Origin of the sequence: Streptomyces sp. NBC_00091 (assembly GCF_026343185.1) — a bacterium.
GTDB lineage: Bacteria > Actinomycetota > Actinomycetes > Streptomycetales > Streptomycetaceae > Streptomyces.
Genome location: NZ_JAPEMA010000002.1, coordinates 239,542 through 252,576 on the forward strand (window position 1 = coordinate 239,542; position 13,035 = coordinate 252,576).

Annotated in this window: 14 protein-coding genes and 2 pseudogenes; 6 read left to right on the forward strand and 10 right to left on the reverse strand. The window is 71.4% G+C overall.

Going from position 1 to position 13,035, the window contains the following annotated elements:
• Window positions 1-126: 126 nt before the first annotated feature.
• Window positions 127-1,029 carry an RNA polymerase sigma-70 factor gene (locus OOK34_RS28890; RefSeq protein ID WP_267037100.1) on the reverse strand — a complete coding sequence of 301 codons (903 nt, stop codon included), beginning with the start codon at window positions 1,027-1,029 and terminating at the stop codon, window positions 127-129.
• Window positions 1,030-1,156: 127 nt separating this feature from the next.
• Window positions 1,157-2,086 (reverse strand): NADP-dependent oxidoreductase, encoded by a 930-nt coding sequence (locus tag OOK34_RS28895; protein WP_267037101.1) that lies wholly within the window; start codon window positions 2,084-2,086, stop codon window positions 1,157-1,159.
• Window positions 2,087-2,175: 89 nt separating this feature from the next.
• Here OOK34_RS28895 and OOK34_RS28900 point away from each other — a divergent pair, with 89 nt between their 5' ends.
• Window positions 2,176-3,186: an AraC family transcriptional regulator gene (locus tag OOK34_RS28900; RefSeq protein ID WP_267037102.1), complete on the forward strand. Its 1,011-nt coding sequence runs from the start codon at window positions 2,176-2,178 to the stop codon at window positions 3,184-3,186.
• Here OOK34_RS28900 and OOK34_RS28905 read toward each other — a convergent pair.
• A pseudogene (locus OOK34_RS28905) lies at window positions 3,126-4,091 on the reverse strand (glycoside hydrolase family 26 protein); the annotation flags it as partial. The gene OOK34_RS28900 and the pseudogene OOK34_RS28905 sit on opposite strands and share 61 nt — an antisense overlap.
• Before the next feature lie 255 nt (window positions 4,092-4,346).
• Between OOK34_RS28905 and OOK34_RS28910 the strand changes: the two are divergent.
• Window positions 4,347-5,816, forward strand: a complete 1,470-nt coding sequence (locus OOK34_RS28910) for a hypothetical protein (RefSeq protein ID WP_267037103.1) — start codon at window positions 4,347-4,349, stop codon at window positions 5,814-5,816.
• 63 nt (window positions 5,817-5,879) lie between these two features.
• On the opposite strand, the gene OOK34_RS28915 is transcribed toward OOK34_RS28910, so the two are convergent.
• From OOK34_RS28915 to OOK34_RS28925, 3 genes are all read right to left on the reverse strand, one after another.
• On the reverse strand, window positions 5,880-6,137 hold the full coding sequence (locus OOK34_RS28915; protein WP_267037104.1) for a hypothetical protein: 258 nt from the start codon (window positions 6,135-6,137) through the stop codon (window positions 5,880-5,882).
• Window positions 6,124-6,390, reverse strand: coding sequence for a DUF6400 family protein (locus OOK34_RS28920; protein ID WP_267037105.1), 267 nt, complete (start codon window positions 6,388-6,390; stop codon window positions 6,124-6,126). The genes OOK34_RS28915 and OOK34_RS28920 overlap by 14 nt, the downstream gene beginning before the upstream one ends.
• A gap of 295 nt (window positions 6,391-6,685) precedes the next feature.
• Complete coding sequence (locus tag OOK34_RS28925; protein ID WP_267037106.1) at window positions 6,686-6,943, reverse strand: hypothetical protein; 258 nt, start codon at window positions 6,941-6,943, stop codon at window positions 6,686-6,688.
• 166 nt (window positions 6,944-7,109) lie between these two features.
• Between OOK34_RS28925 and OOK34_RS28930 the strand changes: the two are divergent.
• Window positions 7,110-7,423 (forward strand): annotated as a pseudogene (locus tag OOK34_RS28930) (YjbQ family protein); the annotation flags it as partial.
• Between the two features lie 345 nt (window positions 7,424-7,768).
• Entirely contained in the window at window positions 7,769-8,221 is a 453-nt protein-coding gene (locus tag OOK34_RS28935; RefSeq protein WP_267037543.1) for a C40 family peptidase, read from the forward strand.
• 114 nt (window positions 8,222-8,335) lie between these two features.
• On the opposite strand, the gene OOK34_RS28940 is transcribed toward OOK34_RS28935, so the two are convergent.
• Window positions 8,336-8,500, reverse strand: coding sequence for a hypothetical protein (locus tag OOK34_RS28940; protein WP_267037107.1), 165 nt, complete (start codon window positions 8,498-8,500; stop codon window positions 8,336-8,338).
• A 312-nt stretch (window positions 8,501-8,812) separates the two neighbouring features.
• On the opposite strand from OOK34_RS28940, the gene budA reads away from it, so the two are divergent.
• Window positions 8,813-9,595, forward strand: a complete 783-nt coding sequence (budA, locus tag OOK34_RS28945; RefSeq protein WP_267037108.1) for an acetolactate decarboxylase — start codon at window positions 8,813-8,815, stop codon at window positions 9,593-9,595.
• A 49-nt stretch (window positions 9,596-9,644) separates the two neighbouring features.
• Here budA and OOK34_RS28950 read toward each other — a convergent pair whose 3' ends face one another.
• From OOK34_RS28950 to OOK34_RS28960, 3 genes are all read right to left on the reverse strand, one after another.
• On the reverse strand, window positions 9,645-10,070 hold the full coding sequence (locus tag OOK34_RS28950) for a subtilase-type protease inhibitor (protein ID WP_267037109.1): 426 nt from the start codon (window positions 10,068-10,070) through the stop codon (window positions 9,645-9,647).
• 279 nt (window positions 10,071-10,349) lie between these two features.
• Complete coding sequence (locus OOK34_RS28955) at window positions 10,350-11,201, reverse strand: DUF4389 domain-containing protein (protein ID WP_267037110.1); 852 nt, start codon at window positions 11,199-11,201, stop codon at window positions 10,350-10,352.
• Window positions 11,202-11,424: 223 nt separating this feature from the next.
• On the reverse strand, window positions 11,425-12,291 hold the full coding sequence (locus tag OOK34_RS28960; protein WP_267037111.1) for a DMT family transporter: 867 nt from the start codon (window positions 12,289-12,291) through the stop codon (window positions 11,425-11,427).
• A 142-nt stretch (window positions 12,292-12,433) separates the two neighbouring features.
• On the opposite strand from OOK34_RS28960, the gene OOK34_RS28965 reads away from it, so the two are divergent.
• Window positions 12,434-12,991 (forward strand): pyridoxamine 5'-phosphate oxidase family protein, encoded by a 558-nt coding sequence (locus OOK34_RS28965; protein ID WP_267037112.1) that lies wholly within the window; start codon window positions 12,434-12,436, stop codon window positions 12,989-12,991.
• The last annotated feature ends 44 nt before the right edge of the window (window positions 12,992-13,035 follow it).

The window sequence follows — 13,035 nt, forward strand, 5'->3', positions numbered from 1 at the left end:
TGACGCTGCCAGAGCACGAGCGAGAACTCCTCGAACGGGAATCGATTGGCCATCGAATCGCTTGCCTGAATTCTGTGCGCACGGCTGTTCCACCACCCGAAGGTGCATTCACCGACGGGCCCGACCTCAGCGGCTCACCACGGTCTCGCGCTCCATGTGCGTCAGCTTCTCGGGGTTGCGCACGGTGTAGAGCCCGGTGATGAGACCGTCGTCGATCCGCATGGCCACGACCATGTCGATCTCCCCGTCGATCCGCATGATCAGAGCCGGGTGGCCGTTGACCTGTGTCGGCTCCACCGTCACCTGGGGGCCGAACACCGCGACGCCGGCGGCCAGCGCGCGGGCCACCTTGTCGGCTCCCACGACGGGCCGCGGCATGGCCTGCTTGATGCCGCCGCCGTCGCCCAGGGCGACGACGTCCGGCGCGAGGAGGTCGAGCAGGCCCTGCAGATCGCCCGTCTCCAGCGCCCGTTGGAAGGCCCCGAGCGCGGCCCGGGTCGCGGCCGCGGAAACGACACCGCGGGGTCGGCGCGCGGCGACGTGCGACCGGGCCCGATGGGCGATCTGGCGGACCGCGGCCGGCGTCTTGTCGACGGCCTCCGCGATCTCGTCGTACCGGAGGTCGAACACCTCGCGCAGGACGAACACCGCCCGCTCGATCGGCGCGAGCGTCTCGAGGACCAGCATCATCGCCATCGACATGCTCTCGGCCAGCTCGATGTCCTCAGCCACGTCCGGCACGGTGAGCAGCGGCTCGGGCAGCCAGGGGCCCACGTACGACTCCTTGCGCCGGCCCAGCGCACGCAGCCGGGCGAGCGCCTGCCGGGTGGTGATCCGGACCAGGTACGCGCGCTGCTCCCGGACCGTGTCGAGATCGACGCGAACCCAGCGCAGCCATGTCTCCTGGAGGACGTCCTCCGCGTCCACCGCCGAGCCGAGCATCTCGTAGGCAACGGTGAAGAGCAGGTTGCGGTGGGCGACGAACGCCTCGGTGGCGGGGTCGGGGCGTCGGCCGTCGTCGTCGCTCATGCCGGTGTCTCCTTGATTCTTCGCTCTCGGCTGGGTCATTCACAGGACACCGGACGCCGTCGTTCTGTGACGCCTGCCTCCTGTGACGCGCGACACGCCAGGCGTCGGTCCGCACCGCCACACCGGCTCAGGGAATGATCAGGACCTTGCCCCGGGTCCGGCCGGCTTCGCTGAGGAGGTGGACCTCCGCGAGGTCGGTGAGCGGGCGTGACTCGCTGATGTCGACGGTGACCACGCCCGCGTCGACGAGTTCCACGAGCGCCGCCAGATGCGCCGCATCGTTGCGGGCGACCATGTGCATCGCGGTCACCCCTGCGCCGGCGGGCGGCTCGACCGGGGTCGCGATGGAGACGATCCGCCCGCCCGGCCGCACCGAAGACGCCAGAGCCGCGGCGTCCGGCGGGCTCAGCGGGACCAGATTGAGCAGGGTGTCCACCTGACCGTCCAGAGCGGCACCGACCGGGCGGGCGGTGTAGTCGACCACTCGGTCCGCCCCGTGCCGCCGGACCAGTGCTGCGCTGCGAGCGCTGGCCGTGGCCGTCACCGTCGCGCCGGCGTGCTTGGCGAGCTGGGTCACGAAGCCGCCTACGCCTCCACCTGCGCCGTTGACCAGTACCCGTTGGCCGGTGGTCACCAGCCCGTGCTCGAAGACCGCCTGCCATGCCGTCAGGCCGGCCACGGGAAGAGCCGCGGCGTCCGCGAGGGGGATGGAGGCCGGCGCCGCGACCAGGGTGGCGGCGGGGGCCCGTACGTACTCGGCGGCCCCGCCCGCGCTGTCCAGCCGCCCGATGACCCTGTCGCCGACAGCGAACCCCTCTGCGCCCGGGGCGATCCCGGTCACCGTGCCGGCGACGTCCCATCCGAGGGTGTACGGGAACTCCAAGGGGAAGAACGTCCGCAGCAGTCCGGCACGCAACGCGGCCTCGGTGGGATTGAACGAGGTCGCTGCGACACGGATGAGCACCTCGCCGAAGGCGGGCTGAGGGAGCGGAACGTCGTCGTAGCGGATCACGGATGCATCGCCGTACTCGTGGATACGTGCTGTCTTCATCGTCATGCCGCGAATCTACGATCGCGTGCGGAGACGATCCATGCGCCAGAGTGCCCAGTTCATACGCATCCGTCTCGCGTGCGTACTCTCACGGCATGGATGTACTCAGCGACGTGCTCGCGGTGACGCGGACCGGTCGGCCCCTGTCGGCTCATGTGCGGTGGCACGCCCCCTGGGCGCAGGAGTTCGCCTCCGTACCGGGCTCGGCCGGCTTCCAGGTGGTCCTGCAGGGTTCCTGCTGGCTGCTGTCCCCGGACGGGGAGCCCGTGCGGCTGGGCGCGGGGGACGTGGTGTTCCTGCCGCACGGCAGCGGGCTCACCCTCGCCGACAGCCCCCACACGCCGGTGGCGGCCCCCGCGTGCGGCCCCGGTGACCCCGCGCTGTCCGCTCCCTACGCGTCGGACTCCGTGGACCGGAGCGGAGACGGGGGGCCGGTCACCGTGGTGCTCTGCGGGGCGTACCAGCTGGACCCGGCTCGTACTCACCCGCTTCTGCTGGCCTTGCCCGACCTGATCCACTTGCCGGCCCACGGCTTGCGCCGTCCGGAGTTGCGCTCGGCCGTCGAGTTGCTGGCCGCGGAGGTGGCCGAGCCGCGCCTGGGCACGGACGCGGTCGTCCCGGCCCTGCTGGACACGCTGCTGCTGTACATCCTGCGGGTCTGGTTCAGCGAACAGGCTTCCCAGGGCTCTGCGACGGGCTGGGCCGCCGCCCTGAACGACCCGCCGGTCGCTGCCGCCCTGCACGTGATCCACCGGAACCCCGCCGCTCCTTGGACGGTGGCGAAACTCGCCGACGAAGCAGGGCTTTCCCGGGCGACGTTCGCCAGGCGCTTCCGGGAGCTGACCGGTCAACCGCCCCTCGGCTACCTGACCTGGTGGCGGATGACCACCGCGGCACGCCTGCTGCGGAGTTCGGACGCGCCGTTGAGATCCATCGCCGAGCAGGTCGGCTACGCGGCCGAGTTCGCCTTCGCCAACGCGTTCAAGCGCATGTACGGGGTGGCCCCGGGTGCCTATCGCCGGCTCTGCCCGGTGGACAGGAACTGCCGGAACACCCGTGTGGAGCGCGGGTTCTCGCTGCACTGCCACACGCCGTGCGGGCAGTAGTCGGTGATGCTGTGGTAGAGCGGCCTGTGCTCGGCGATCCATTCCAGCATGCGCCCCATGTACTCGGGGTTGTCGCCGTGGCGGAACAGCCCCCACTCGGGGTACGAGATCCGCTTGCCGTGCGCCTTCGCGAAGTCGACGTGCTGCTGGAGTCCGTAGGGCTGGGTGACCTGCTCGTCGAAGGTGCGGCCGGGCTCCTGGTCGTAGGAGTCCATGCCGATGATGTCGACCACGTCGTCGCCGGGGTAGCACCTGGTCCAGGGGATCGCGTCACTGCCACGGTTGGGGGCGAAGTCGAAGCGGAACCGCTGTCCCTCCACCGAGCGCATGGCGGCCACGATGCGCCGCCAGTACCGCTTCCAGTTCTCGGGGTCGGGCCCGCATCGGTGGGTGTAGTTGAAGCCGTTCATCTCCCAGCCGAGCACGATGACCGTGTCCGGCACCCCGAGGGCGACCAGGCGCCTGGCCAGGCGTCGGAAGTGGTGGTCGTACTCCCCCTGCGCGCCGGAGCGGATCAGCTCGGCGACCCGGTCGTCGGGGACGTCGGCCTCGTTGCGCTCCAGCATGGGCACGTTCAGGACGAACAGGCGATCGGCTCGCGCCCTGCGCCACCGTGCCCAGCTGTCCAAGGAATCGGGTGCCCCCTCGATGTTCGACCAGGTGTCGCCGGGCAGGTAGGTGTGCCCGGCGCGCAGCTCGGCGCCTCCGAGCCAGCGTGAGAGTTCGTGCATCCTCTCGACGCCGGGCGTGCCGTAGTGGAGATAGGCGCCCACTGCGACCTCGGTCCTGGGTCTACTGCCGGATGCCGCTTGCGGCGGCGTGGCGGGGGCTCCCCCGGGGGCGAGCAGGGCGACGATGACCGTACTTACGCAGGCGCCCGCCAGCCAGCGGCCTCGATGGGACATGGCGTCTCCACACTTCGCGAACCGATGTGTCTGGCAACGACGTTAGACATCTCATCCGACTCATTGCCTGTCCGGTGTCCCGATGCTGGGCCATTCGCACCAGCCGGCCGCCTTCGGCTGGCCCGACCAGGTGACAGCCGACGCCCTCCTCCGCACGTCGGTGGCCGACACGCCGGCCGGTGTGCTGGGGCACGGCCCGGGCCGGGCCACCCGCCTGGCGGGTGGGATGTCAGTGGGTGGCTCTAGCGTTGCGGCATGATCTGGAACGCCGTTCAGGACGACCTTCCGTCCGTGCCCCGCGTGCGGCGGCTCGTCCCCGCGCCTGCGGGGCTTGCCGGGACCGTCGAGCTCACGGCGGCTCATCTCGATGCCCGCGCACACACCGTGACGGAGTTCGAGCGCTCCCTCGACGGGCTCGTACGGCAGGCGCACCTCGGCCGTCACGCGCTCGTGGCGGCCCTGTCCACCGCGCTGGGGGACCGCTACGGCGAGGAGGAGATCGAGGCGCACCGGCTCGGCGGGGTGGACGTCGTGGTGGCCACGCTGTTGTGGCGGGTGCCCGGCTACAGCCTGAGGCCCGAGTACGTGCGGCGGCACCGGGGGCACGAGGAGTGTGCGCAGGGCGGGCTGGAGCTGGTGGTGGCGGCGCGGGTGCGCGAGATCGGGTACGCGCTGCTGTCCGGCGACCTCCTGCCGTTCCTGCTGGCCACGCCGACCTGGGAGACGGGCGCACTGGAGGCGGGCGAGCTGGTCGGGCGGCTCGCGGAGTACCGGAGGCTGGGCGCCCGGCCCGGGCCCGCCGACTTCGGGCAGGCGCTGCTGCGCGTACGCCGCGACGATCCGGTGGCCGCCGAGGCGGCGGCCCGGCTCGGGACCCCCGAGGGGGAGCGGCTCGCCGCCTGGCTCGGCCCGGAGGGGGAACCGGGAACCGCACGGCGCCGGGTGGTCGAGCCCGGTCCGTCGGCGCACCGGGCCTGGGCACGGGCCGGTGCCGCTATCCCGCAGGTCGCCTTCGTCAGCGGTGAACGGTCCGTACTGCGGCGGGAGTTCCCGGAGGCCTTCCACTGGCTGGGTCACCCGCACGAGGGATTCACCCAGTGCTACCACTGGCACGAAGGGCATGCCGTACGGGCGGCGGTGCTGCCCGAGGACCGGGACGCCCAGGCCGCGTGGCTGCTCCCGGCGGTGACGCTGGCCGCGACGGCCGGGGACCACGGCGGCTCCTGGATGCTGCCGCGCCTCGCCCGGCTGGGCGGGTTCGCGGGACCCGCGCTGCACGCCGCCGTGGCGGCCGGGCTGGGTGGGCGGTACCCGGAGAGCCGGCGTCCGGCGGTGGAGGCCCTGCTGGTGCTGGCCGCCCGGGGCGAGCTCGACGCCCCGCTGCTCGGACGCGAGCTGGCCGCGATGGTGGCGCTGGGCACGGTCAAGCCCAACCGGCTCGCGGACGCGGCCCGGGCGGCCGTGGCCGCGGGCGCGTACGCCACCCTGTGGGCCGTCCTCGCCGAGGTGCTGCCGGCCCTCCTGCCCTCCGCGCGGGGAGCGGGCGAGATACTCGCCGTCGCCGCCGAGTGCGTGGAGCGGTGCGGGGCGACGGGACCGGTCCCGGAGGGGGTGGCGGCCGTCGCGGCCCGCCCCGGGTCCTCCCGGCTGGTGGCCCAGGCCCGCCGCCTGAGCTGCGCCCTCGCCGGCGACCGACCGTCCGGTGCCGGGCACGGCGGACAGTAGCCGCCGGAGTGGGCGGCCTCGGCCTTGACTGCGTCCGGGCGTCAGGCAGGCGGGGCCGGAGGTTCAGAAGCCGGGCAGTGCGCCGACGAGGCGGTTCCACAGGGAGCGGGTCGCACCGAAACCGGTCTCGTGCACCCAGACGTGGGTGCACGCCGGGCACTGGAGGTGGAGCAGGCTGCCGGTGTTGGTCAGCAGGTAGCGCCAGTGCGTGGAGCAGGTCCGCCCCTGCTCGCAGGGGTCGCAGTCCTGTGCGTCCTCGCATTCGGGGCAGGCCACCCAGGCACGGCGCCCGGGGTCGGCCTGCGGGTCAAGCGGCAGCACGGCCGTCACCCCTCGCGGGCAGCACACCGGCCGCGACCAGGTCGTCGTAGAGGCGCTGCTGCTGCGCGTCGAGTCCGGAGTACAGCAGGTCGTACGCGGCCTCCTCGCCGAGCAGCACCTCGACGGGATTCCAGTCCGGGCCGAGGGCGGCCATGACCTGGGCGCGCCGGAGCACCTCCTGTGAGGTGAGGTCGACCGTGAAGTCGGTCAGCGCGGACGCGTCGGGGGAAGGCGTCGGGTCGTGGGGAGCCATGCCATTGAAGTTAGGTAACCCTTCCTTTCCGGGTCAAGGGAGGGTGGGCGGAGTCACAGGACGGACCGGTTGTCGGCGGGACCCGTTTCCTGACGGTCGCCGGAATGTCGGTGGGACGTAGAAGCAGCCCGCACCTAGTGCTGTGGCCGGAAAGGTTTGCCGGGGCGCGGCGTCCGGTGCGGTGCATCGCAAGGCGGAGGGCCGCGGCTCGTACTGGACGTACTTGCGCGGTCCGACAACGCAGTGAGGTGCCGTGCCGGGCGTGGCGACCCGGTGAACCTTGCCGGTCACAGCACTAGCAGTTTTCGCTGATCACGCTCTCCAGATCCGAGAGTGATGCACGCTCTTCCTCGATCTTCTTCGTGAGGACTTCCAGCGTCTGCTTGAGGGCACCGATCTGCTGCTCGTCCGGATCAGGCTGCGCCTCCAGCTCCGCGATCCTGCGCGAAACCTCGTCCGCGTGCTTCTCGGTGGCACGGATGCTCGCCTTGAGCTCCTTCGCGAGGCGCTTCATCAGCTCGCACCCGGATTCCCCGGCCGTCGGTGAGTTCACGTCAGCACTCCTTCGTCATGGCGCCCCGTCGTCGGCACCTCACGCGGCCAGCTTCAAGGCCCCGACCTGCCCGCACACGGCGAAGTAGCCCATGTGGACCATGATCCGCCGGACACCCGCAGCCGGTGTCCTGTGACGGCTCGACCAGGTCCGCTCCCCCGCCCGTGGGCGCGACGGGCTCCTCAACGTGTTCACCCCGCATGCGACGGCCGGGCTCGCGGTCGTCGAGACGGGCGCGGGCAGCGACGAGGACCTGCTGGACGCGCTGGGAGGCTACTGCCCGCCGACGACCGCTGGCGGCACCGGCACGGCTCCCCCGGCCACGGCCGCGACCACGTACTCCCGGCGCTCGTACCGCCGCATGCCATGCTGCAGGTCGTCGGCGGTGAACTCCCGTTGGGTACCTGGCAGTCGGTGGTCCCGGTGGACACGAACCGGGACAACCCGCGGCGTACCGTACGGCTCTCCTTCCTCGGCTGAGGTCGTACGTACAGCCCGGCGACGGCTGGGGTGTCCGACGGGCGCCCCGGAAGTCGGGATTCGCGGACCGCAGTTCAGGTGGACCCGCCACCAATGACGCGGGTGTCGTTGCCCGTTCGGACCAGCTGCGAGGCGGCGAACGGGGGATTGGTCGGAGGAAATCTAGGCATATCATCTCGGTTCGCTTTACCCAACCGAGACATTTCACATCGTGTCCGACATCCCAATGATGGACATTTCGTGCAAAATGGGCGCTCGTCGGGAGCCGTTACGCAGTCACCGAGAACAGTCACCATCGCGGTCTTGTTCCTGTATCTGAATGCGGAGGTATCACGATTGCCGAAAATGAAAAGACGTTGGGCGAGCCATCGCTCCCCCACCTATCTCCTCGCCATCTCCGTGACGGCCGCCCTGTTCACCCCTACCAGCCCCGCTCAGGCCGCTTCGCTCTACGGCATAAAGGCCGTTGCCGTTGCCGCCTCCAAGAAGGGCGCCCCTTACGTCTACGGCGCCACCGGGCCCAACGAATTCGACTGTTCAGGCCTTACTCTCTACGCCTTCCGAAAGGCCGGCCGGGCTCTCCCCCGCACTGCGAAGGCCCAGTACGAGAGCACCCTCCATATCCCGCGCACCCAGCGCGCACCCGGCGATCTGGTCTTCTTCCCCACTGGGCAGACCATCGGCCACGTCGGCATCTACGCGGGCCACGACAAGATCTGGCACGCCCCCCAACCCGGCACCCGCGTAAGGCTCGAACGCATCTGGACCGGCACCGCCCGCTACAGCCGGGCCAATTGAGCCACCATCTCCTGACTCCCGGCGACCCCCGCGCCCTACGGGACCCTCCACGGCTGCTCCTTGCCGTACGTACGGGGCGCCCCCAGTCGATGTCCGCCTACGGCTCACGTGGTGTCAGTCGCCGCCGCCTCCCCCGCAGGACGAACCGCCCGACGAGCCACAGGAGTCGCCCCCGCCGTCGCCCCACGAGGTCTTGCGCCGCCGCGGCCGCTTGCGCCCGCACAGCACCTGGAGTGCCACCACGAGGATGACGAATGCCATGGTCACTACGACTTCCATCGCGCTCTCTTCCGTTCCTCTGCGTTCCGCTCTCGTTCCGCTCGTGCGACCACGATGCCCTGACCAGGGGCACCTCCAACCCCGGGTTGAGCAAGCTCAGAGCTTTGGTCGGCCTTCGCGCAGGCGGCCGGCAGGGTGTCCGCTCGGAAACGTGGTGTGCGCCGGTGCACCGGCGTGCGCCACGGGCGACCATGTGCGCGCCGTTGTGACGGCCGGGCCGGTTCCCTAGCGTGCTGGACGCAGGTCCGGCGGGGATGGGGAGGCCTCGGCTTCTCTGCCGGACCGTCGTACGGACAGGACTCGAGGGGGAACATGCCCGCATCGGATTCGAACCCGCCCGGCACGCCGGAGCAGCACGGGGCACGCACTCGGCCCAGAGGACGGATCTTCCAGGCCTCGACCATGACGGCCATGCTGGAAGGCGTCTACGAAGGCACGACCACCATCGCCGAGCTCCGCCAGCACGGAGACTTCGGCATCGGAACCTTCGACCGGCTCGACGGCGAGATGATCGTCCTCGACGGCCGGTGCTACCGGCTACGCGCCGACGGAACCGCCGGCGAGGCCGACCCGGCCATGCGAACGCCCCTCGCCGCGGTGACCTACTTCCACGGCGAGCACGACTGGCGGACGAAGGAGCCGGTGGACGCCGCCGGTCTGCGCACGCTGATCGACGACTGGCTGCCGAGCCCCAACCTGTTCTACGCCGTCCGCGTCGACGGGCACTTCGACCACATGATCACCCGGATGCTGCCCGAGCAGCACCGGCCGTTCCCCCGGCTGATCGACGCGGTGGCGGGGCAGGTCATTTCCACCCACACCGACCTCGACGGGACCATCGTCGGTTTCCGCAGTCCCACCCACATGCTGGGGGTGGCCGCCGCCGGTTACCACCTGCACTTCCTCTCCCGCTGCCGCACCCGCGGAGGGCACGCCTACGACTTCGTGCTCCGCTCCGGACGGGTGCGCGTCGACGTGGGATACGAACTGGTCCTGCGCATGCCGCGCACCCGGGACTTCAGCCGTGCTCAGCTCGGCCGGGGCGATGTCGCGGGGGAGATCGAGGCGGTGCTCCAGGGCCGTCGCAGGCCGTGACGGAAGTCCGCGGGACGGCCCCGGTCACGGGGCCGGATGTCAGGGTGCTTCAGAACGCGAAGACGGCGTTGCCGTTGAGGGTCGCGGACATGGCGCAGCTGTTGGAGAAGGTGTGCTTCCAGGCGACGCGGCTGCCCTGCCAGACGCCTTCGGCGGTGACGGTCACGGGCTCGTAGTGCATCGGGCACGCGCGGTTCACGTCGGGGGCGGCGAGCAGGCGGTCGAAGGTGCCTCCGGTGGAGTTCAGGGCCGTACAGGCGGCCTCGGGGGCGGGGTGCGTGCCCTGTGCGGACGGCATGCAGCTGAGGACGGCGGCGCGCAGGACCCTGCCGCTGGCGGCCCCCTCCCCCTCGGCGATGGAGAAGACCATGGCGGACGGGGCGTACAGGCTGGTGGGCTTGGCCTCCGCCGTACCGGTGGCGCCGGCCAGGCACAGGAGGGCAGCGGCGGAGACGGCAGCGAAGCGGTAGCTCACGACAGGACTCACTTTCGATACGAAGCTTGAGCGCGACAAATGCTTTCGTTGTCGCGCTCCGGTGCGGCTGAGTCTGTCGGATGTGAAGGTGGGGCACATGTTCGCGGTCGGTTTACGGACAGCTCGTTCGAATATCGGATAGCGCGCGGTCGTTCGGGCAGCTCAAGCGGCGTTCGCCGCTCCCCTGTCCGTACGGAAACGGGGGCGAGGAGGGGAACGGCGGGCCGAACGGGGGTCGCTGACCTGGCGTCGGGCGTCCCGCGTTCACCTGAAGGCCATTCAGCTTGTCCGGATCAGTGCGGTTTCCGGGCCTTCGGACCCGGCCGTGGTCGCGGGGGCGGTGGGGGCGTGGGAGGAGTCGTTCCAGTCGTCGTCGCTGACCTGGACCGTCGGGGACGCGCACGCGACGACGATGCCCAGGACCAGCAGCAACACGATCAGCACCTTCGCCGGCGTACCGAGGACCAGGGGGCGGGTACCCGAGCTCATGGCCTGGGCGGGGAGGGCGGCGGCGGGCGGCGCGTCGCCGAACAGGCGCTTGGGGTAGGCGGAGGTCAGCATCATCACGTACGCCTGGTAGCGCATCCGGAACCGCGCCATCGCGGCGACGGCGCCGAAGGCCGCGGTGGGCATGCGCCCCAGCACGAGCGTGATCAGCCAGAACACCCAGCAGACGGCGGCCCAGCCGTACTGGAGGAGGCTGGTCACGATCGCCGCCGGAATCATCAGGACGAGGCGGAAGAGCACGGCCAGCCGGTTCAGCTCGCCGGGGCGCAGTTCGATCCGGACCGGATGGCCTGGTGCCTCGAAGGAGAAGGGCGGGTACTGGTCCACCAGCAGCATCGCGCTGGCGGCGACCCGGGTCTCGTACGCCAGGAACCCGCCGAGGAAACGGGCGATGCCGTCGGGCAGGCGGCCCTGGACCAGGGCGGCGAACCAGCCGACGATCGTCACGAAGAAGGCGGCGATGCCGAGGAGGGCCGTGACGATCAGCTGCGGCAGGAGCAACAGCAGCCGCAGCAGGACGGTCCAGCGCCGCTGCCGGCCCGGCGGGGGGATCTCGAGCTCCGGCAGGTGCTCACCCTGCGGGTGTCCGGCGTCTGGCGGGCGGGGGGTCCAGCCTGTGGTCATCGGGCGCTCCTGCCGTCGGTGGGGCGCGCGGGCTCACCCACCGGACGGTCCGACCGGGTCGGGCAGCCGTGGAACTGGAGGTTCCGCGCGTACGCCTTGCCAGGGGTACCGCGCGGAAGCCGCCTTTCCAAGGATCCCGGCTGTAGGTGGCCGCCCGTTGCCCTGAAGGGCCCCGCCGCCGTGGTCCCGCCATCAGGGAACGATCACCCTCCATTGGTGGAGGTCATCCGCCCTCGGCATCGGCCGGGGCGGCGACCCTGGCCAGGGCCAGTACGCCGGCGCAGATCAGGGCCAGGCCCAGGAGCTGGGGGACCAGCCACCACTGGGCCCGCAGGTGTTCCTCGTACAGCAGTACCCCCAGCGCGATGCTGACGCCCGCGTCGCCGAGGGTCAGTGCCGGCTGCGAGGCGACCAGCGGGCCGCCCTGCATGGCGTGTTCGAGGAGCAGCAGGGCGCAGATGCCGCTCGCGGCGAAGGCGTAGGTCTCCCAGGTCGTCAGGAACGCGCCGATGCCGCCGCCGTCGAGTACGTGTACGGCCGACTTCATCAGGGCCGCCGTGAGCGCGTAGCAGACGGCGGTGGCCGCGCCGAGGCATCCTGCCCGCATCCGGCCGGGCGGCCGCCGCAGTCCGGCCACGGCCAGCACGGCCACCGCCGCGGCGCACGCCCCCAGTGCCAGGACCCAGCGGTCGAGCGGAACGTGCGTACGGTTCCCGGCCGGCGCGGCGGCCACCAGCACGATCCCGAGCCCGGCCACGACTCCCGCCACGGCGAGCCACAGCGCGCCCGGCAGCCGGTGCCGGGCCATCAGCGAGGCGATCAGCAGGGCGAGCGGCAGCTCCAGCACGAACAGGGGCTGTACGAGGGCCAGCGCGCCCGTGGCCAGTGCCACGGCCTGTCCGACGCCGGCCGCGATCACCGCCAGGATCCCGCCGAGCCACAACGGCCTCCGCAGCAGGTCGAGGACGAGCCCGAACCGGAAGCCGTCACTCTGCGGCACGGTGAGCGACGCCCGCCGCTGGAGGACCGTCGCGAGCGCGTTGCTGAGCGCCGCGAAGAGTGCGAAGAGGACCGGCAGGAGGAAGCCCATGCCCCGATCCTCACCGCACCCGCCGCCGCTCGCCGCCGTGACAGGCCAGGACGACGCCGAGTGAACCAGGACGGACACGAGCGCGTACGGCGCTGTTCCGCGCGGACAGCCGGTCATCATGGGGCGGGGAAGGAGTTCTGCCATGCCAGCACAGGGATCCGCCAAGCAGCCCACGACCGAGCTCGACGCCCGCTACAGCTCCGCGCTCAACCCCCGCCCGGGTGCCGCGGACGTGACCCCCACCGAGTGGGCCCGGGCCCAGCGGCAGCTGGAGGCCGCCGAGATCTTCTGGGTGTCGACGGTGAGACCCGACGGCCGGCTGCACGTCACTCCCGTGATCGCCGCCTGGCGCGAAGGGGTGCTGTACTTCTCGACCGGCCCGGGAGAGCAGAAGGCGAGGAACCTCGCCCATGACGGTCACTGTGCGCTGACCACCGGGGGGAACTCGCTCACCGCAGGGCTCGACCTCGTGGTGGAGGGCACGGCGGAGCCGGTTGCCGAGCCGGCGGTGCTGGAGGAGGTGATCGCGGCGTACGAGGCGAAGTACGGGGCGCACATCACCTCGCCCGAGGGCACCTTCCACGGGATCGGGGATGCCTTCCGCAAGGGGGACGCGGTGGTCTTCGCCGTGGCCCCGGCCACCGCCTACGGCTTCGGCCGGGACGACGGGGTCTACACCCATACCCGGTGGGTGTTCTGAGGGAGAGGCCCCCGAAGCCGGGGCGCGGGGTGCCCCGGGCACCG